Raw genomic sequence first — 20,053 nt, 5'->3', positions numbered from 1 at the left:
GATGTACGCGAAAGCTGACGCTGGCCATAGCCAACGTCAGCGGTACGGCGATTATTTCAATGCGGCGAAGGCACGCTCGGCGGCGTCCAGCGTCAGTTGCAACTCGGCTTCGCCATGGGCGATCGAGGTGAAACCGGCTTCGAAAGCGCTCGGCGCCAGGTACACGCCACCTTCCAGCATCAAGTGGAAGAAGCGACCGAACATTGCTGCGTCGCTGGCCATCACGTCGTCGAAGGTGACGATGTCGTCGGCGCCGCTGAAGTACAGACCGAACATGCCGCCGGCCTGAGTGGTCACGAACGGGATGCCCGCAGCATCGGCACGCTGCTGCAGACCGTCGAGCATGCGCGCGGTGTAGTCGGTCAGTTCGGCGTGGAAGCCCGGGCGGCTGATCAGACGCAGGGTCGTCAGGCCGGCAGCCATCGCCAGCGGATTACCCGACAACGTACCGGCCTGATACACCGGACCGAGCGGGGCGATGCGTTGCATGATTTCGCGTTTGCCACCGAAGCAGCCCACCGGCATGCCGCCGCCGATGATCTTGCCGAACGTGGTCAGGTCCGGCGTCACACCGTAGTGCGCCTGGGCACCGCCGAGGGCGACGCGGAAACCGGTCATCACTTCGTCAAAAATCAGCACCACACCATGTTTGTCGCACAGCGAACGCAGGCCTTCGAGGAAGCCCGGCGCTGGCGGCACGCAGTTCATGTTGCCGGCGACCGGCTCGACGATGATGCACGCCACGTCCTCACCCACTTCGGCGAGCATCGCTTCAACCGCGTCGATGTCGTTGAACGGCAGGGTCAGGGTGTGTTTGGCGAACGCTGCAGGCACGCCGGCCGAGCTCGGTACGCCCTGGGTCAGAGCGCCGGAACCGGCCTTGACCAGCAGGCTGTCGGAGTGGCCGTGGTAGCAGCCTTCGAATTTGATGATGCTGTCGCGACCGGTGTAACCACGGGCCAGTCGGATCGCGCTCATGGTCGCTTCGGTGCCGGAGCTGACCATGCGCACCATCTCCATCGACGGCACCAGCGAGCAGACCAGATCGGCCATCTCGGTTTCCATCGACGTCGGTGCGCCGTAGGACAGGCCGTGTTGCAGCTGATTGCGCACCGCGTCGAGCACGTCCGGATGGCTGTGGCCAAGGATCATCGGGCCCCACGAACCGACGTAATCGACATAACGCTTGTCATCTTCGTCGGTGACGTAAGCGCCTTCGGCGTGTTTGAAGAACAGCGGGGTGCCGCCAACGCTCTTGAACGCGCGCACCGGCGAGTTGACGCCGCCGGGAATGTGTTTCTGAGCATTGGCAAACAGGGTTTCGGAACGAGACATGATCGGGCTCTCAAATCAGATTTTCAGAAGTTCGTTGAAGGCGCGGGCGCGGCGGGTCACTTCGGCGCTGCTCTCGGCGCCGAACAAACCGTGGATCACGGCGAGCAGATCGACACCGTGCTCGACCAGGGGCGCGGCGTTATCGAGGGTGATCCCGCCGATCGCGCAGATCGGCAAGTGCAGCGTGCGTTTGGCTTCGTCGAGCAAGTCGAGGCTGCAACTCGGCGCACCGGGTTTGGTGGTGGAATTGAAGAAGCGGCCGAAGGCGACATAACTCGCACCTTCTTTGGCAGCCTGTTCGGCCAGAGCGATTTGCCCGTGGCAGGTCGAACCGATGATCGCTTTCGAACCGAGCAGGGCGCGGGTCGGCGACAGCGGGCCGTCGGTCTGGCCCAAGTGCACGCCAACGTTGAGGCGCGCGGCCAACTCGGCGTCGTCGTTGATGATCAACTGCGTTTTATAGCGCTCGCACAAGTTGCGCAGCGTTTCGGCCTCGCGCAGACGGCGGGCCTCGTCGCTGCTCTTGTCGCGGTATTGCAGCAGGGTGACGCCGCCGTCGAGCGCCGCCTCCACGTAAGACAGAAACTTGCCGGCCAGCAACTGGCTGTCGGTAATGGCATACAGGCCACGTAGTTTCATCGGGCAGACCTCACGACGTTACGAGCAGAAATCCAGCGGCAGGCGACGCGGCACGAACTGGCCTTTGCCCAGTTGTTCGGCATCGCGCAAAGTGCGCCAGGTGTAATCCAGCGCACTGCGCACGGCACTGGCCAGGTGTTCGCCTTGAGCCAGGCGACCGGCGAGGGCGCTGGCCAGCGTACAACCGGAGCCGTGATAGCTGCCCGGCAGGCGCTGGCAGATAAAGGTTTCGCGCAGACCGTCGCGGCTGTACACGCGGTTGTGGATTTCAGTTTCGTCGCCATGGCCGCCGGTGATCAGCAGGTTTTTGACGAATGGCAGGAGTTTTTCTGCGCACTCGTCGGCCGTGCCTTCGGGCAGTTCGGCGAGGATGCGCGCTTCAGGAAGATTGGGGGTAGCAATGATCGACAGCGGCAGCAGACGCTCGCGCATCGCATAGCCGACCTCGTCCTTGCCCAGGCGTCCGCCGCCGCCGGCACGCAGCACCGGGTCGCAGACCACCGGCAGATGCGGGTGCGCCGAGAGCAGTTCGACGACCGTGTCGACCATCTCCAGCGACCCGAGCATGCCCAGTTTCACTGCGGCGACTTCGGAGTCGTTGAGCACGGCGTTGGCCTGGGCCAGTACCCACTCACGGTCGAGGACGCGGAAGTCAGTGACGTTGACGGTGTCTTGCACGGTCAGGGCGGTGACGGCCGGAGCCGCATGGCAACCCTGCGCGAGCAAGGCTTCGATATCTGCCTGCAAGCCGGCGCCACCACTGGGGTCGTGGCCGGAGAGACAGAGGACAACGGGGCGGGAGCTGTAGATATTCATGGTGCGCGAGCTTACCACCAAAGCTGATTTTGGGGTTCAGTACTCACGGTGTTTGCGAGCAGATTGTCGGACAACCCCGCAGTCTTTATTTGGAGCACATTTGTGGCGAGGGGATTTATCCCCGTTGGGCTGCGAAGCGGCCCCAAACCCTGCAATCCGGTTCTTTCTGACACACCTCGCTGGATGGACTTGCGACTGCTTCGCAGTCGAACGGGGATAAATCCCCTCGCCACAATTGGTCATCTATCAAGGAGGCTGTCGTCGCGAGTTGACCAACCCAACAGCTCTATCTCAGTGCTTTGCCCTGGAACGCCCGTTCTAGAGCCGTTGTAGGAAAAATTTCCATGGTGCTCAATGGCCATCAACGGCTATGCTAGGCTGGATCCAAACAATCACAGGTAATACCGGTTTTACGTCTACTCAAAGGGAATGGGGGGCTTCCTGACACAACCGGACGAGCCACGCTGGGGCTTCAATGCGCTATTTGCTGATGTTGCTGTTCTGCTTGCCCCTCATGGCGAGCGCTGTCGAATTCGACGAATTCACCCAGAGCCTGCCACTGGGCCGATCGCTGCAAGTGTTCGAAGACCCGAGCGGTCAGGCGACGATTGCCGACGTCCGCGCGCAAGATGCCGCCGGCCAGTTCAAAGCTCACGACAAAGCCACGCTCAATGCCGGTTACTCGCGTTCGGCGTTCTGGCTGAAGATCGACCTGCATTACCGCCCGAGCAACCCGGCCGCCCAGCGCACGTGGCTGCTGGAACTGGCGTATCCGCCGCTTGATCACCTCGACCTGTACTTGCCTGACACCAGCGGCGAATACCGACTGGTGCGCCAGACCGGCGATGCCTTGCCCTTCGCCAGTCGCGAGATCCGCCAGAACAACTACCTGTTCGACCTTCCCTTCAAACCGGATCAACAGCAGACGCTGTACCTGCGCCTGGCCAGCGAAGGCTCGATTCAGGCGCCGGTGACGTTGTGGTCGAGCAGCGCATACCTCGAAGACCAGCCGGTGCGCCTGTACGTACTCGGCATCATTTATGGCGTGCTGCTGGGGATGCTGGTCTACAACCTGTTCATCTACCTGAGCGTGCGCGACACCAGTTACCTCTATTACATCTTCTATATTGGCTCGTTCGGCCTCTATCAATTGTCGGTGAATGGTGCGGCGGTCGAGTATTTCTGGCCGGACAACCCATGGTGGGCCAACGCCGCGACGCCGTTCTTCATCGGTTGCGCCGGGCTGTTCGGCAGCCAGTTCGCCCGCAGTTTCCTGCAGACCAAGACCCACAGCCCCTGGCTGGACCGCTTGCTGATCGGCCTGATTGCCTTCAGTGCACTGGTGATCGGCCTGTCGCTGATGACCAGTTATGCTCTGGCCCTGCGCCTGGCGACCACACTGGCGCTGACCTTCACCGTGGTGATCTTTGCCGCCGGGATTCTTGCCTGGTGGCGCGGCCTGCGGGTGGCGCGTTACTTCATCATCGCCTGGTCGGCGTTCCTGCTCGGCGGCATCGTCAATACGCTGATGGTGCTGGGCCTGCTGCCCAACGTGTTCCTGACCATGTACGCCAGCCAGATCGGCTCGGCGATCGAGGTCGCGCTGCTGTCGCTGGCGCTGGCCGATCGCATCAACGCCATGCGCGAACAACAGGCGCAGACCTTGTTCGACGCCGGGCAGAAACTCGAAGTGCTCAACCAGCAACTGGCTCACAGCAACAAGCTCAAGGATGAATTCCTCGCCACGCTGACCCACGAACTGCGCACGCCGATGAACGGCGTGATCGGTTCGCTGGAGCTGATGCAGACCGTCGACCTCGATCCCGAGCTTGAGCAATATCAACAAACCGCCGCCGGTTCTGCTCGCGACATGATGCGCATGGTCAATGGCATCCTCACGCTCACTGAATTGCAGGCCGGCAAACTCAAGGCGACGCCGGGCAGTTTCAGCCTGCGCGCAGTGGTCGAGGCGTTGCGCGTGCAGTTCGAAGGTAATGCAGCGAGCAAGTCGCTGGACTTCAAGGTCGAGGTGCTGCCGACCCTGCCGGATCGCTTGCTCGGCGACAGCGCGAAACTGGCGCAGTGCCCGGAATGCCTGCTGGACAATGCGATCAAGTTCACCCGCGTCGGCGGGCTGGCGTTGCGCGTTACCGGGCGGCCGTCGGCGGATGAGCGCATGGCGCTATCGTTCGCGGTGATCGACACCGGTATCGGTTTCACTGATCTGGGCGAGGCGACCCTGTATCAGCGTTTCTTCCAGCTCGACGGCTCGATGACTCGCGAATACGGCGGCCTGGGGGTGGGTCTGGCGATCTGTCGGCAGCTGGTCGAATTGCTCGGCGGCAAACTCACCCATCGTTCCGAGCCGGGACGCGGCAGCCGCTTCCAACTCGATGTCGAATTCGAACTGCCGGTGATCGAAGCGCCTGCGGATCAGCCGACCCGCGATTGCATTCGTGCGCCGCAGGACTGCACGGTGCTGCTGGTGGATGACAACAGCGTCAATCAACTGGTCATGCGTGGCATGTTGCTCAAGCTCGGTTTCCGCGTGCGCAGCGCTGACAACGGCGCCGCCGCGCTGGACTGCCTGCAACGGGAAAGTTTCGATGCGGTGCTGATCGATTGCCAGTTGCCCCGCCACGAAGGCGCATCGCTGTGCTGCCAGATCCATGCATTGCCGGGCTGTGCGCACTTGCCGGTATTCATGCTGGCGCTGGGTGCTGATCGCGAGCAATGCGCCCCGGGCGCGCCTATCGACTATCTGCACAAACCGGTCAAATTCGAGGATCTGCAGGCTGCATTACAGCGCCGCGTGCTCAGTTGCTGATGGGGTAAAAGCGCCGCAAAAACGGCGTCTATGACACTTTGTTCAAAAAAGCACCAGTGCTTAACTGGTGCCATTGCTGAACACGGAGCGCCGTCATGAACCTGCATCAGTTCGCCGAAACCCACGAAGTCACCAATCAGCCGCCGTCGCTGGACGGCACCAACCTGTACCGCATCGATCTGCCGTTACAGGAGTGGTCGCGGCGTTTTGGCGCCGGTTGGGCCGAGTCGCGCATCGATGCCTATGGCGCACTCGCGGGTGGGCCTTTGATGGAAGCGGGGTTTCTCGCCAACCAGAACAAACCGGTGTTTGCCAGCCATGATCGCTACGGCCATCGCATCGATCTGGTCGAGTTTCACCCGGCCTACCACGAGCTGATGCGCACCGCGATCGAACATGGCCTGACCTCGCTGCCTTGGGCACACCCACAGGACGGCGCACATGTCGCCCGCGCGTCGATGACCTACCTGCACAGCCAGGCCGAGGCCGGCAGTGGTTGCCCGCTGACTATGACCTTCGCCAGCGTGCCGGCCCTGCGCTTGCAGCCGGACCTGGTCGAACAGTGGCTGCCGAAAGTCCTCGCCACCGACTACGACCCGCGCAACGTCGGCATGGCGCACAAGGCTGGCGTGACCATCGGTATGGCGATGACCGAGAAGCAGGGCGGCACCGATGTCCGCGCCAACACCACCAAGGCTTATCCGGTCGGCGCCAGTGGTCCGGGTCAGGCTTATGAACTGGTCGGGCACAAGTGGTTTTGTTCGGCGCCAATGTGCGACGCCTTCCTTACCTTGGCGCAAACCGACAAGGGTTTGAGTTGCTTCCTGCTGCCGCGCCATCGTCCGGACGACACGCGCAATCAGTTCTACATCCAGCGTCTGAAAAACAAACTCGGCAACCAGTCCAACGCCTCCAGCGAAGTGGAGTTTCGTGGGGCGCTGGCGTGGATGATCGGCGAAGAAGGGCGCGGCGTGCCGACCATTATCGAAATGGTAGCGATGACCCGTTTTGATTGCATGGTCGGCTCCAGCTCGCTGATGCGCCAGGCACTGACCCAGGCCAGCCATCACTGCGCGCACCGCAAGGTCGGCGGCAAATTGCTCAGCGAGCAGCCGCTGATGCAAAACGTACTCGCCGATCTGGCCCTGGAGAGCGAGGCCGCGCTGGCCCTGAGTCTGCGCATGGGCAAGGCGCTCGATCATCTGGATGATCGCCACGAAGCGCAGTTCGCGCGGCTGGTGACGGCGGTGGGCAAATACTGGATATGCAAACGTGCGCCAGGAATGATCAACGAAGCCGCCGAATGCATGGGCGGCGCTGGATACGTCGAGGACAGCATCCTGCCGCGCCTGTACCGCGAAGCGCCGGTGAATTCGACGTGGGAAGGCTCGGGGAATGTGCAATGTCTCGACGTGCTGCGCGCATTGTCAAAAGAACCGGGCGTGCTCGATGTGCTGTTCAGCGAACTGGGCGACGGCCATGGCGACAAGCGTCTGGCCGCGCATATCCAGCAGTTGCAGGCGCAATTCAAGGACACCAGTGATATTCAGTATCGAGCGCGGCAGTTGACCGAAGACATCGCGCTCGGGTTGCAGGCCAGGCTTCTGTTGGAGGCGGGGAATTCGGCGGTCAGTGATGCTTTCATTGCCAGCCGTCTGAGCGGTGGCGGTGGCGGTCGCGTCTACGGCGGGTTGCCGCGTGGGCTGGACGTCGAAGCCATCGTCGCACGCTCGACCCCTCAGCTTTTCTGACCCACGTCATATCCCCCCTGTGGGAGCGAGCCTGCTCGCTCCCACAGAGGACATCATTGGTCTGCAGATTTAAGTGTCGCCACAACGCCACTGTTCCCGTGCGTCCACGATGCAGGCAAGATGAAGCTCTGCAAGTCAGAACACAGGAAGCTGATCGTGACCGAAGCGTTTATTGTCGTTCAAACCGCCGAACAAGCCGTGGATCGTCTGGCCGAGCTGCATGAGCGGGCCACCACTGCGCTGAATTCTGCCCTCAAGCGTTACCTCAAGGACCGCGTCGAGCCCGACGCCGAACAGCGTGCCCTGTTTCGTTATCCCGAACTGCGTCTGACCTACCACTGCCAGGGCGAAGTGCCGCAGACCACCCGCGCTTACGCCAAGGTGCAGTTGCCCGGTACTTACAGCGTCACCGTCACCCACCCGGCGGCGTTTCGCAAATACCTGCTTGAACAACTGACGCCGTTGATGCACGACTTCACCGTGACCGTCGAAGTCGGCGTCAGCCAGCAGAACATTCCGTATCCGTACGTGGTCGAGCAGGGCGATGAACTGGCCGGTTCCGGCGTCACTGCGGCGGTGCTGGCGCGGGTGTTCCCGAGTACCGATCTGTCCGCCGCTACCGATGGCATTGCCGACGGTCTCTACGACTGGGAAAACACCGATCCGCTGCCACTGGCACTGTTCGACGCCGCGCGCGTGGACTTCTCGCTGCGCCGTCTGGTGCATTACACCGGCAGTGACTGGCGCCATGTGCAGCCGTGGATTCTGCTGACCAACTATCACCGCTACGTCGACCAGTTCATCGTTCATGGTCTGGAGCAGTTGCGCCGCGACCCGCGTTTCGTGCGCATGGTCCTGCCGGGCAACGTGATCATCGAGAAGAGCATGGACCACGGCGAAGCCTCGGCGATTGCCGCCGGTGTGGTCTGGCACCGTTACCAGATGCCGGCCTATCACCTGATCGCCAGCGACGGCCACGGCGTCACGCTGGTGAACATCGGTGTCGGCCCTTCCAACGCCAAGAACATCACCGATCACCTGGCCGTGCTGCGCCCGCATTGCTGGCTGATGATCGGCCACTGCGGTGGCCTGCGTCAGTCGCAGACCATCGGCGATTACGTGCTGGCCCACGCTTACATGCGCCGCGACGGCATTCTCGATCGCGTGGTGCCGCCGAATATTCCCATCCCGGCACTGGCCGAAGTGCAGCTTGCGCTTCAACAGGCAGCGGCGAATGTCACTGGCGAGAAGGGCGACGATCTGAAGAAGCGCCTGCGCACCGGCACGGTTCTGACCTACGACGACCGTAACTGGGAACTGCGCTGGGCTCAGGAACGACCGCTGATCAACCTGTCCCGCGCGGTTGCGGTGGACATGGAAAGCGGCACGATTGCAGCGCAAGGTTATCGCCTGCGTGTGCCGTACGGCACGTTGCTCTGCGTTTCGGACAAGCCGCTGCACAGCGAAATCAAACTGCCGGGCTCGGCCAACGCCTTCTATGAGCGCGCGGTCAGCCAGCATTTGAAAATCGGCATCGAAGCGGTGGATCTGCTGCGTACCGAACTCAACTCGCTGCACTCGCGCAAGTTGCGCAGCTTCGACGAGCCGCCATTCCGTTAACGGTTAGTCGTGGTCATTTGGCGGTCGGGGCACTAGCATTGTCAGCCCTGATCGCTAAATGTTCTGTCTCTTATGTCCCGTCCCCCGCGTCCACCTTCCCGCCGCCCCGGCGTGAAGCCTCAGTCTTCTGCTCCGCGCCGTGTTGCCAAGGCACCACCGGCCGAGCCGAAACTGATCCTGTTCAACAAACCCTTCGATGTGCTGACGCAATTCAGCGACGGTGAAGGGCGGGCGACGCTCAAGGATTACATCGATGTGCCGGGGATTTATCCGGCCGGACGTCTGGATCGTGACAGCGAAGGTTTGTTGCTGTTGACCAACGACGGCCAGTTGCAGGCGCGCATCGCCGATCCGAAACACAAACTGGCGAAGACCTATTGGGTGCAGGTGGAGGGCGAGCCGACGGCTGAGCAGTTGCAGCGCCTGCGCGATGGCGTCGAGCTGAATGACGGCATGACCCTGCCCGCTGAAGCGCGGCAACTGGCTGAGCCGCAGTTGTGGCCGCGCAATCCGCCGGTACGCTTTCGCGCGACCATACCGACTTCGTGGCTGGAACTGGTGATTCGCGAAGGGCGCAACCGTCAGGTGCGGCGCATGACGGCGGCGGTCGGGCTGCCGACGTTGCGTCTGGTGCGAGTCAGGATTGGCGACTGGACCCTTGAAGGGCTGGATCAGGGCCAGTGGCGGGAAGTGCCGGCGCGCTTATAAGGCGCCGGACTCGATCAGGCCGATCACCACACTCTTGATGATGAACGCGGCCACGCCCAGGCCCAGCACGAAAAACAGAATGAACGAGCCGAACCGCCCGGCCTTGGACTTCTTCGCCAGATCCCAGACGATGAAACCCATGAAAATGATCAGGATGCTGACCAGACCGGTCATCATCCACTCTTCGAACAGTGCTGGATCCATTGGCGATCTCCGGCGCGGACAGGGCTGAAAGGGCGGCGGCGAGTATACGCCATGGTCGGATGGCGGGGCATTGATCTGCGTCGCCTGTGCCGGCCCCTTCGCGAGCAGGCTCGCTCCCACAGGTTGAAATGCATTCCCCTGTGGGAGCGAGCCTGCTCGCGAAAGCGATATCAGCTACGCAAATGAGTCAGCGGCAGTTCGGTGCTGTTGAGCACCTGGTTCAGCACAAAACTCGACCGCACGCTGGTGACCCCTTCAATCCGGGTCAGATGCCCCAACAGCAACTTTTGATAGTGATCCATATCCGGCACCACCACTTTCAACTGGTAGTCGGCATCCACTCCGGTCACCAGACTGCATTCCAGCACTTGCGGCAATGTGCGGATTGCCGCCTCGAAATTCTCGAAGCGCTCGGGGGTGTGCCGGTCCATGCCGATCAGTACATACGCCGTCAGGCTCAAGCCGAGCATCTTGCGATCGAGCAGCGCCACCTGGCGCGAGATATAGCCATCGTCTTCCAGCTGCTTGACCCGGCGCGAGCAAGGCGAGGGCGACAGACCGATGCGTTCGGCCAGTTCCTGGTTGGAGATACGGGCGTCGCGCTGCAATTCCGCCAAAATACTCAGGTCATACCGGTCGAGTTTGCTCATCAATCTGTCCTTGGTCGTAACTATTGCGGCAGATTATCTATCCAGGGTTAAAAATTGCGCAAGCGGTGTTTAATTGAGCAATTTTCGCAATCCTCTGTCGCAGCCTCAGGCTTATTCTTAACACCAGAATCACTGCTCGGTAACACAGTCCACGCGGCCCGCCCAATCAGGCCCGCCGCGGCCGCCACCCCCACCGGGGATGTGCCGGCCCCCGAGCTGCACACTGTCCAGAAGACGGCGTGAGGTGAGCCGACGTCAAAAGCGTCGAGCCAGGACGAAGTTCTCCAGAAGGGAGGCCGACGGGTCTCCCTTTTTTCTTGCCTGCGATTTCATGTTGGCGCCTCAATAAATAAGTCGCGCGACTGATAACCTGTTGCAGAACCCGATGGGGCTGTTTCGAGTCTCAGCAACAAGCCCTGCCAACGACAGGCTCCCGCAGTGAGGAAAAGCATGAATTCGCGCATCTGGCGTCTGGCCGGTGTTGGTTTGCTGTGTGTGGGTGTCAGTGCGCAAGCGCTGGCCGATGAGCCGCAGAATCGTGGGCCGGGCAACGGGCCGCAGAACGACGGGATCATCCGTGGCGACAACAGCCGTCAGTTCGAGCACAACGGCCAGCCGCACAACAATGACGGTCAATGGCAGAACCGCAACCGTGTCGATGATCGTCCAGAACCGCCTCGCCAGCCGGGCAACAATCTGCCGATCCAGCCGCGACCCGACGCCGTGCACCAGACTCAGGAGCCGCGTCAGGGTTACTACCGCGACGAGCGCCCGCAGAACGGTTACCACAATCAGCAATGGCAGACGCGGCCACGTCCCGATGACAACCGCTGGCCGGGACGGCCGAACGGTCATGGCAATGGCTGGGGGCCTGGCCCACAATATCGTCCGGGCCATGTGATCGATCGTTTCCCGGATCGTGATTACCGCGTGCCGTATCGCGGTCAGGATTACTTCTATTCCGGTGGCTATTGGTATCGCCCGCAAGGCCCACGCTACATCGTCGTGCAGCCGCCGCGCGGGATCCGCATCCAGTATTTGCCGGATTACGCCCGTGAAGTGTGGATCGGCGGCTCGCTGCTGTTCCTCGCCGCCGGCTCGTATTACGCCTATCAAGAGGCAACGCAGGATTACGTGGTGGTCGAGCCGCCGCTGCAGCAACCGCCGCAACCACAATCTCAAGGCTATGACGTCGAAGCCTACCCGGCCAACGGCCAGTCACCGCAGCAGGTGCAGCAGGACGGTTACCAGTGCTCGCAGTACGCGGTGCAGCAAAGCGGTTTCGACCCGCGCACCGCGACCTACCAACCGGCGCCCGAAGTGGTTCAGGCCTATCGCCAGGCGCAGGGCAACTGCCTGAGCAGCCGCGGTTATCAGGTCAATTACTGAGTGCGGGCGGCGAGCACCACTTCCTGTGGGTCGGCGTGCACCAGCACCTCGGCCTTCGGATATTCCTTGTGAATCGCCGCCGCCGCTTGATCGCTGATGCCATGGGCGACTGACAGGGTCAGTTCGCCCGGCAATTCCAGGTGCAATTGCACGAACCAGTGGTTGCCCGAGATCCGCGTGCGCAAGTCATGCGCACCGAGCACCCCCGGCACGCTGCACGCCAGCTCAAGCATGTGCTGGCTGACATCGGTTGGCAGTTCCTCGTCCATCAACACCGAAAAACTTTCCCGGGCGATCTGAATCGCACTCCAGAAAATGTACACGGCGATCCCCAGCCCGAACCACGCGTCCAGTTGCGCAAAACCCATCCCGGCCAACACCAGCGCGATCAGGATGCTGCCGTTGAGCAGCAGGTCCGAACGGTAATGCAGGGAGTCGGCGCGCACGGCGTTGGAGCCGGTCTGCTTGATCACCCGGTGCTGCAACATCAGCAGCGCCGCCGTCAGCAGCAGGGAAAACACGATCACACCGATGCTCAGCCACGGCGCGCCAAGCGGCTCCGGAGTCTGCAAGCGTTGGTAGGCCTGGAACGCGATCAGCACCGCGCTGCCACCGATGAACAACGCCTGCGCCATGCCCGCCAGCGATTCGGCTTTGCCGTGGCCATAACGGTGATCGTCATCCGCCGGACGCAAGGCGTAATGCACCGCCAGCAGATTGAGCATTGAAGTGATGCCATCCAGCGCCGAGTCGGTGAGGCCGGCGAGCATGCTCACCGATCCGCTGAGCCACCAGGCAATCGCTTTGGCGACGATCAGCGTGCACGCGACCGCCACCGAGGCGCGGGTCGCCAGCCGCAGCAGGCGGGCGTGTTCGGGGCTGGAGGTCATTGAACGTCCTTATTCAAGCGGCGGGTTGCAGGCCGAACATCGCCAGTTGCTGAGTGCTGCCCTTGTGCTGGATCAGGCGCGGGTCGTCGAGAGGAAAGTCTTTACCCAGTTCGCTCTCGAGAATCGCCTGCAACTTGTGATTGTCGACCTGACCGTCCGGGCCGATGGCTTGCTTGAGCTTGGCCGGATCGATCTGCGCGGTGTGGCCCGGTTCGAAATAGATCGCCCCGGTGGCGAAGTCGACGGCAAACGCGATCAGCCCGGGAATGATGTAGAACAGCAGGCCGACGGCATCGAGCACGGCAATCGCCGGGTCGATCTTGCCGTCGATCTGGCCACGGCGGTCCGGGTAGAAAATCGAACCGCACGCCGACAGTTGCGTGAGCAGAGTGGCAACCAGAACACCGCCGATCAGGCGAGAGGGTAAGCGCATGGAAATGTCTCCTGAGTCATCAAATAACGAAGCTTCGTCTTGTGAAGTTAAGACCCTGACGAACGTCAGACAGTTCGTCGTTATACTCGCCGCTCTGTTTGGGAGCCAGCATGATTTCTTTGCCGATCGACGATGTTTTACCCGCCCTGCGTGAAGCCCTCGCGTCACGCCACGAAGCCGTGCTCGAAGCACCGCCCGGCGCCGGTAAGACCACCCGCGTGCCCTTGGCCTTGCTCAACGAAGCCTGGCTGGCCGGGCAGACCATCGTCATGCTCGAACCACGGCGTCTGGCCGCGCGCGCAGCGGCGGAACGTTTGGCCAGCGAGCTCGGCGAGCAGGTCGGTGAAACCGTCGGCTATCGCATCCGCCTCGACAGCAAAGTCGGCCCGAAAACCCGTATCGAAGTGGTCACCGAAGGCATCCTTACCCGGCGCTTGCAGGACGACCCGGCGCTGGAGGGTGTGGGTCTGCTGATCTTCGACGAATTTCATGAACGCAGTCTCGACGCCGATCTGGCGCTGGCCCTCAGTCTGAACGGTCGCGAGCTGTTTCGCGCTGAACAGCCGCTGAAGATTCTGCTGATGTCGGCGACCCTCGAAGGCGAGCGCCTGGCGGGGTTGCTCGATGACGCGCCGATCCTGCGCAGCGAAGGCCGCATGTACCCGGTGACGATGCGCTGGGGCCGGCCGTTCCAACCAGGGGAATACATCGACCAGCGGGTTACCCAAACCGTGCTCGAAGCGCTGCACGACGAGACCGGCAGCATGTTGGTGTTTCTGCCGGGGCAAGCGGAGATCCGTCGCGTGCATCAGCAATTGGCCGACGCCATTGGCGAGCGCAAAGACATCTTGCTGTGCCCGTTGCACGGCGAACTCGACCTCAATGCGCAACGCGCGGCGATCGATCCGGCGCCGCCCGGTCAGCGCAAAGTGGTGCTGGCAACCAACATCGCCGAGACCAGCCTGACCATCAACGGCGTGCGCGTGGTCATCGATGCCGGGCTGGCGCGGGTGCCGCGTTTCGACCCGGGCAGCGGCATGACCCGCCTCGACACTCAACGCATCTCCAAGGCCAGCGCCACCCAGCGTGCCGGCCGCGCCGGGCGATTGGAGCCGGGCGTGTGTTATCGCCTGTGGTCACAGGATCAGCACGAACAACTGGCGGCCTATGGCAGCGCGGAAATTCTCTCGGCGGATCTGGCCAGCCTCGCTTTGCAGCTGGGGCGCTGGGGCGTGACCCCGGGCGAACTGGTCTGGCTGGATGTGCCGCCAGCGGCCGCGTATGCGCAAGCGCAGGATCTGCTGCAACGCCTCGGCGCCTTGCACGGCGACACGCTGACGGCCCACGGCCAGGCGATGGCTGAATTGCCGGCGCATCCGCGCATTGCGCATTTGCTGTTGCGCGGTCAGGCATTGGGGCTGGCGGCGATGGCCTGCGATGTGGCGGCGCTGCTCGGCGAGCGCGATATCCTGCGCGGCGCTGGCGCGGATCTGCACAGCCGGTTGGTCCTGCTTTCCGGCCAAGAACGTGCCGGTCGTGGGGCGCAGGGCGGGGTGCAACGTGCCCGGCAATTGGCTCGGCAATATCGCGGCTATCTGCGCGGCAAGCCGAGCGAACCGGTAAACGATCCCGAGCATCCGCGCTGGCTCGGCGCGCTATTGGCGCTGGCCTACCCGGATCGCGTCGCCCAGCAACGGCGTGCCGGTGGGGCCGAATACCGTTTGGCCAACGGCCGCGCGGCGCTGTTTGCTGAGGCCGACAGCTTGATGAAGCATGAGTGGATCGTTATCGCCGACCTTGGCAGCCGTCAGGGCCAGCGCGAAGAACGCATCTATCTGGCGGCGGATTTCGACCCTGCGCTGTTCGATTCGGTGCTCGCCGAGCAAGTGCGCAGCGTCGATCAACTCGATTGGGATGAACGCGAAGGCGTGCTGCGCGCCGAGCGCCAGCGCAAGGTCGGCGAGCTGATTCTCAGCCGCGAACCTTTGACCGGTCTGGATGAAAACGCGCGCAGTCAGGCCCTGGTCAATCTGGTGCGACGCAAGGGTCTGGAGCTGCTGCCATGGACGCCAGAACTGCGCCAGTGGCAGGCGCGGGTGGCGCTGCTGCGTCAGCTCGATCTGAACACTCAGGACGACAGCCAATGGCCGGATGTCAGCGATGCAGCGCTGCTCAATACCCTGGAAGACTGGTTGCTGCCCTATCTGGCCAAGGTCTCGCGGCTGAGCCATTTCGCCAACCTCGACCTGTCGAGCATCGTGCGCAATCTGCTGCCGTGGCCGCTGCCGCAGAAGCTCGACGAACTGGCGCCGCATCATTTGAGCGTGCCGTCGGGTTCATCGATTCGCCTGGATTACAGCGACCATCCACCGATTCTCGCGGTGCGCTTGCAGGAGTTGTTTGGTCTGGCCGATACGCCACGGATTGCCGGCGGCCGGCAAGTGGTCAAGCTGCATCTGCTCTCGCCAGCGCGGCGGCCGGTGCAGGTCACGCAGGATCTGGCCAACTTCTGGCGCAGCACCTATGCCGAGGTGAAGAAGGATCTGAAGGGGCGTTATCCGAAGCATTATTGGCCGGACGATCCCTTGGTCGCCGAAGCCACCGCGCGGGCAAAGCCACGCGGTACCTGAACACAATGGCAGCGCGCCATTAGCCCATCCGTGCTAATTGCCCTTGTTTGTTCAGGCTCCCAAAATCGCGGCCTGAACAATAACAAGCCTTGTTGCCTGGCAACTTGTGCCCAAGGAACGGAACTGCCCATGAGCTCTTTCTTCAAGTTCAAGAAGTTGATCTTCTTGTCGGCTGCGCTGCTGGCCGCCTCTAATCCGACAATGGCCGAAGAGTCCAACCCGATTGGCGACTGGTGGATTATCTACGGCAACGGCGTGCCCCAGAAAAACATCATGTACGTCGCCGATGCCACCTCGGTCGTGCCTTCGCAGAAAACCAAAGGCGCAACCATGGTCGCAGTGACCCTGGTGTATGAAGAGCCGGGCAAACCGATGATCGACGTCTACAACCTCGAAGCCCAATGCTCTACGGGCAAGGTGCGTTTTATCAATGGCCAGTCCATCGAGCGTCTTGCCTACACCATGCGTCATCTGAAAGTTGCCAATCAATGGCAGACCCCCAAAGAGTTCTGGGTCCAGCAAGCGCTGAAGTTTGCCTGCGCCCCTGGCAGTCGCGCGAAAAACGACATGGCCGCCGTGGGCAAGATGGAATACCTGCAGATGATCGAGATGCTGCAGCAGATGTTCTTCAAGCTCGCGCCGATCCAGCAAAAGAGCCAGATGATGGACAACATCGACAGCCTGCTCGAACTGAAGAAATAAGCCGAGGCATCCAATGACTTACACACGTTTATGGCTGGCAACCCTGCTGGCAGGATTGCTCTTGAGCGGCTGTTCCACTATCGCACAGAGCCGCTGGGAAGGCCGTGATATGCAGGAAGCACTGGACCTGTTCGGCACGCCCGACTCGATGGCAAAGGAAACCGGCCCGAACGGCGAACCCTTGGCCGTACTGACCTGGCACAAGTCCGCGAGCTGGACCTCCACCGAAGCGGCCGGCACTTCGATGACCCATACCGGCAATGGCATGGTGTACACCGAGCACTACCAACAGGTCGGCCACAGTTCTACCTGCAAGTTGCAGGCGAAGATCAATCAACAGAAGAAGATCGCCCAGTTCCTGATCGAAGACGGGCGAATACTGCATGGCAAGTGCGCCAACGTCCGCTATGTTCCCGGCTACGTTCCGCCCGGTCTGTGAAGGCTGCAGCGATTACGGCGCAGCGGGCAGGAGTAACCGCGCAATCACCGGCAAGTGGTCGGAGATGCGCAAGGTATCGTCCTGCCGCACCTGCGCTTGCAGGCGTTTGAGCTTCGGGCTGTAGAACAGATAGTCCACCGTGCGATCCGGACCGTTGAGGCCGGGGTCGTTGGGGTAATGGGTCAGCCATTTGGCTCGATCGATACCGCCGGCCTCGTTGTTGGTCGGGATCATCGGGTACTTGTCCCACAGCAGATGCAGTTCGCTGTCGGCAGAGTAGGGCGCGCGCCGCTCGACGGGCAGGCGTCGGTACTGGCCCAGCGGCAACAGATTGAAATCGCCACCGATCAGCCAGGGCAGGCCTTGGCTTTCATATTTGTCGAGGACTTTGGCCACGGCAGCCACTTGCGCCTGCACGTTGCCGTCCGCCTGGCTGGCGCGCTGCAAGTGGGTGTTGAACACGGTCAGTTGTCCGCCATCGCTGAGCGGCAGTTTGACGGCGAGCAAAGCGTCTTTGGGCTGGAACTGGCGGCTGATGAAGTTGCTCGGTGCGACGGGCAGTTGCAGGCGTTCGGCGTGTTCGATGCGATAGCGACTCAACGTGGCCAATTGGCGGCCGACGCTGCCGTAGATGTGGGGCTCGGGGACAAAATCGGCTTTCCAGTCGAAGGCGCTGGTGCTGCATGGATACAGATCGGCGACGCGTTCCTGTAACAGTTTGAGCTGGTTCTGGTAATCGCTGGCCTTGGCGCCGTCATCGAGCTCCTGCAACAGCACCACATCGGGTTGTTCGTCACGAATCACCCGCGCCACTTCGTCGAGGCTGAACGCCATGTCTTCGGCGGTCGGCGCTTCATCGTCGCCTTCGGCCAGATCATTCCAGAATACGTAGCGCTTGCCGGCGAGGAACTGCACGTTCCAGGTCATGACTTTCAGTGCTTGCCCGGGAACCAGCGTCGGCGCCGTGGCGCTGCAACTGACCGGCAGGGTTTCGCGGGCATCGGGGCGCCAGGTCAGGCTGAACAGCAGTACGCCGAACAGGACGACGGCAAGGATGACGAGAAGCAGGGTGTAGCGCAGCAGACGGGTCATGGCTCGGCTTATAGCGTTACAGGAAGTGGCCCCGAGCATACCTGACGGCAGCCGCGAAGCCCAAGCACGGCGCGGTCAGACCGCTCCGTTACGTTTGTCAGGCAATTCGCTGATCAGCATGAACAGGCGGAACAGCACCACACTGGTGAACAGTTGCAGAAAGCTGTGAGCGCTGTCGATCAGCCCGGCAATCAGCGGATTCTGCGGTTCGGGGTACACCGCCAGCGTCGCGCCCTTGAGCAACCACAACGGAGTCATTACGCAGAGAATGCACAGCAGGATGCGCCAGAAGTGCCCGCGCGTCAGGCGCAGGCTTTCCTTCATCGCCTGCAACGGCCCGAGGCCGCGCAGCACCAACAGGTATTCAGCGAAGGCGAGCATGACCATCAGCATCAAGCCCGGCAGGAAGTAAAGCGACAGGCCCAGCAGAATCAGCAAGGTATTGAGCGCGGTCAGCACGGCGAAGCGTGGCCACAGGGTTGCGGCCATCGCCAGCAGGTCGCGGTTGCGCGGCGACTCGCCACGGCTGCGCGCATCGAGAAACAGGATCAGCGCGGCGGTGTACAGCGGATACACCAGCAGGCCGACGATGATGCTGACTCCGGCGAAGGTGTCCGGCCCGGTGGCGTGATCGACCGCCTGCTGCAAGAAAGCTTCGACGATCACCAGCGGCAGGCACAACTGCACGATGCTGCCCAGATGGCGTTTGAAAAAATACAAAGAGTCGCGCAGTACTTCGAGGGCATTCATCAGTCGGTATCGCAGGTCGAAAACAGTGGCTCACTTTAACCGATGCAACGCGGGGCGACACAAACGTAAACATTCGGTAAAGGTCATTGAAACGTTTTGTCACTGTCTCCATTACAGGAGAGCACCGCGCCCAGAGTGGGTGCGGGCACGTTATTACCGGCAATCTACGAGGTCGCCATGAACAGCGAAGAGCAAACCCTGATCGATGGACTGTTTTCCCGGCTGCAACAGGCCGAGACGGAGGCAGCCCCGCGCGACGCCCAGGCCGAGGCGCGGATCAAGGAACACCTGACGCGCCAACCGGCGGCAGGCTATTTCATGACCCAGGCGATTTTGGTGCAAGAGGCCGCGCTGAAAAGCCTCGACGAGCAGAACAAGCAACTGACCCAGCAAGTCCAGCGCCTGCAGGCCGAGCTGCAATCGGCCAAGGCCCAGAGTGGCGCACCGGCAGCGAGCGGTAGCGGTGGCTTCCTGTCGAGCATTTTTGGTGGCGGCAATTCACGTCCGGCGCCGAGCCCGAGCGCAGCGCCGTCGTCCTCCGGCGGCTGGCGTGAACCGGCACAGCAGCAGAGCTACCAGGCACCGGCGCCACAACAGAGCTTCGGCGCCGCGCCGCCCAACTATGCGCAGCAGGCAGCCCCGGCGGCGGGCAACAGCTTCCTCGGCGGCGCGCTGAAAACCGCCGCTGGCGTGGCCGGCGGTGTGATGCTGGCGCAGGGCATCAGCAGCCTGTTCCACCACAATCAGCAACCGGAAGAAATCGTCGAGGTCATCAAGGAAGAACCGGCGCAAGTCGCCGACCAGAGCAACAACGGCTGGGGCGATGATCAGCGCGTGGCGGACAACGGCTTCTCTGGCAATGACCAGGGCGGTTTCAGCGACGCCGATTACAGCAGCGACAATTCGTCGTTCTTCGATGACGACGACTCCTTTGTCTGACATAGCCTCTGAAGGCTGACATGCACCCTGTGGCGAGGGGATTCATCCCCGCTGGGCTGCGCAGCAGCCCCCGCTTTTCCTGGTTAAAGCGAGGACTGCTGCGCAGCCCAGCGGGGCGGTGCGACGTTTCGCTAAATCCCCTCACCACAACACCGTTTGTCAGGGACACCTCGGCGCCAGCCGGTGATTATTCGCTGAATCTTTCTCTTGGCTGGCATACTGAGCGCCTTTTTCAGGCC

Annotated in this window: 18 protein-coding genes; 9 read left to right on the top strand and 9 right to left on the bottom strand. The window is 62.1% G+C overall.

Translation table 11 applies throughout. The annotated features are described in order from the left end of the window. Positions 1–51: 51 nt before the first annotated feature. From hemL to AB4N73_RS18005, 3 genes are read right to left on the bottom strand one after another with little or no spacing between them, the layout of a single operon-like run. Positions 52–1,335: a glutamate-1-semialdehyde 2,1-aminomutase gene (hemL, locus tag AB4N73_RS18015; RefSeq protein WP_122610969.1), complete on the bottom strand. Its 1,284-nt coding sequence runs from the start codon at positions 1,333–1,335 to the stop codon at positions 52–54. Positions 1,336–1,350: 15 nt separating this feature from the next. Further along, complete coding sequence (gene thiE, locus AB4N73_RS18010) at positions 1,351–1,974, bottom strand: thiamine phosphate synthase (RefSeq protein WP_056790629.1); 624 nt, start codon at positions 1,972–1,974, stop codon at positions 1,351–1,353. A gap of 18 nt (positions 1,975–1,992) precedes the next feature. Then, the gene (locus AB4N73_RS18005; RefSeq protein WP_007909650.1) at positions 1,993–2,790 is read right to left on the bottom strand and encodes a hydroxymethylpyrimidine/phosphomethylpyrimidine kinase; all 798 of its coding nucleotides are present in this window, start codon (positions 2,788–2,790) and stop codon (positions 1,993–1,995) included. Between the two features lie 475 nt (positions 2,791–3,265). Between AB4N73_RS18005 and AB4N73_RS18000 the strand changes: the two genes are divergently transcribed. From AB4N73_RS18000 to AB4N73_RS17985, 4 genes are all read left to right on the top strand, one after another. Further along, entirely contained in the window at positions 3,266–5,617 is a 2,352-nt protein-coding gene (locus AB4N73_RS18000) for a hybrid sensor histidine kinase/response regulator (RefSeq protein ID WP_460142383.1), read from the top strand. Positions 5,618–5,712: 95 nt separating this feature from the next. Further along, positions 5,713–7,368 carry an acyl-CoA dehydrogenase family protein gene (locus tag AB4N73_RS17995; protein ID WP_460142382.1) on the top strand — a complete coding sequence of 552 codons (1,656 nt, stop codon included), beginning with the start codon at positions 5,713–5,715 and terminating at the stop codon, positions 7,366–7,368. 120 nt (positions 7,369–7,488) lie between these two features. Continuing rightward, on the top strand, positions 7,489–8,988 hold the full coding sequence (amn, locus tag AB4N73_RS17990) for an AMP nucleosidase (RefSeq protein WP_016773051.1): 1,500 nt from the start codon (positions 7,489–7,491) through the stop codon (positions 8,986–8,988). Between the two features lie 72 nt (positions 8,989–9,060). Next, entirely contained in the window at positions 9,061–9,696 is a 636-nt protein-coding gene (locus AB4N73_RS17985) for a pseudouridine synthase (protein ID WP_076564263.1), read from the top strand. Here AB4N73_RS17985 and AB4N73_RS17980 read toward each other — a convergent pair. Both AB4N73_RS17980 and AB4N73_RS17975 read right to left on the bottom strand, forming a co-directional pair. Beyond that, a complete protein-coding gene (locus tag AB4N73_RS17980) occupies positions 9,691–9,900 on the bottom strand; it encodes a DUF2788 domain-containing protein (protein ID WP_016773053.1) in 210 nt (69 codons plus the stop codon). The genes AB4N73_RS17985 and AB4N73_RS17980 overlap by 6 nt on opposite strands. A gap of 170 nt (positions 9,901–10,070) precedes the next feature. Next, positions 10,071–10,550 (bottom strand): Lrp/AsnC family transcriptional regulator, encoded by a 480-nt coding sequence (locus AB4N73_RS17975; RefSeq protein WP_007909658.1) that lies wholly within the window; start codon positions 10,548–10,550, stop codon positions 10,071–10,073. A gap of 450 nt (positions 10,551–11,000) precedes the next feature. Here AB4N73_RS17975 and AB4N73_RS17970 point away from each other — a divergent pair, with 450 nt between their 5' ends. Beyond that, positions 11,001–11,939 (top strand): DUF6515 family protein, encoded by a 939-nt coding sequence (locus AB4N73_RS17970; protein WP_252876952.1) that lies wholly within the window; start codon positions 11,001–11,003, stop codon positions 11,937–11,939. Here the strand turns inward: AB4N73_RS17970 and AB4N73_RS17965 are convergent. After that, positions 11,933–12,829 (bottom strand): cation diffusion facilitator family transporter, encoded by an 897-nt coding sequence (locus tag AB4N73_RS17965; protein WP_406227547.1) that lies wholly within the window; start codon positions 12,827–12,829, stop codon positions 11,933–11,935. The genes AB4N73_RS17970 and AB4N73_RS17965 overlap by 7 nt on opposite strands. Before the next feature lie 13 nt (positions 12,830–12,842). Beyond that, on the bottom strand, positions 12,843–13,262 hold the full coding sequence (locus AB4N73_RS17960) for a hypothetical protein (RefSeq protein WP_042610556.1): 420 nt from the start codon (positions 13,260–13,262) through the stop codon (positions 12,843–12,845). A 110-nt stretch (positions 13,263–13,372) separates the two neighbouring features. Here AB4N73_RS17960 and hrpB point away from each other — a divergent pair, with 110 nt between their 5' ends. The 3 genes from hrpB to AB4N73_RS17945 all read left to right on the top strand — a co-directional run bounded on the left by hrpB (position 13,373) and on the right by AB4N73_RS17945 (position 17,033). Then, positions 13,373–15,892, top strand: a complete 2,520-nt coding sequence (hrpB, locus tag AB4N73_RS17955) for an ATP-dependent helicase HrpB (protein WP_460142381.1) — start codon at positions 13,373–13,375, stop codon at positions 15,890–15,892. Positions 15,893–16,021: 129 nt separating this feature from the next. Next, positions 16,022–16,594 carry a hypothetical protein gene (locus AB4N73_RS17950; protein ID WP_256810310.1) on the top strand — a complete coding sequence of 191 codons (573 nt, stop codon included), beginning with the start codon at positions 16,022–16,024 and terminating at the stop codon, positions 16,592–16,594. Between the two features lie 13 nt (positions 16,595–16,607). After that, positions 16,608–17,033, top strand: coding sequence for a hypothetical protein (locus AB4N73_RS17945; protein ID WP_016773059.1), 426 nt, complete (start codon positions 16,608–16,610; stop codon positions 17,031–17,033). A 12-nt stretch (positions 17,034–17,045) separates the two neighbouring features. Here the strand turns inward: AB4N73_RS17945 and AB4N73_RS17940 are convergent, their stop codons facing one another. Both AB4N73_RS17940 and AB4N73_RS17935 read right to left on the bottom strand, forming a co-directional pair. Beyond that, positions 17,046–18,125 (bottom strand): endonuclease/exonuclease/phosphatase family protein, encoded by a 1,080-nt coding sequence (locus AB4N73_RS17940; protein ID WP_460142380.1) that lies wholly within the window; start codon positions 18,123–18,125, stop codon positions 17,046–17,048. 75 nt (positions 18,126–18,200) lie between these two features. Next, positions 18,201–18,875, bottom strand: coding sequence for a YciC family protein (locus AB4N73_RS17935; RefSeq protein WP_016773061.1), 675 nt, complete (start codon positions 18,873–18,875; stop codon positions 18,201–18,203). A gap of 177 nt (positions 18,876–19,052) precedes the next feature. Here AB4N73_RS17935 and AB4N73_RS17930 point away from each other — a divergent pair, with 177 nt between their 5' ends. Further along, positions 19,053–19,814 (top strand): DUF2076 domain-containing protein, encoded by a 762-nt coding sequence (locus AB4N73_RS17930; protein WP_460142379.1) that lies wholly within the window; start codon positions 19,053–19,055, stop codon positions 19,812–19,814. Positions 19,815–20,053 lie beyond the last annotated feature (239 nt).

This window comes from Pseudomonas sp. S3_B08 (genome assembly GCF_054667725.1).
Note: the sequence above shows the minus strand (reverse complement) of the source record. Positions and strands in the feature narration are given on the sequence as shown.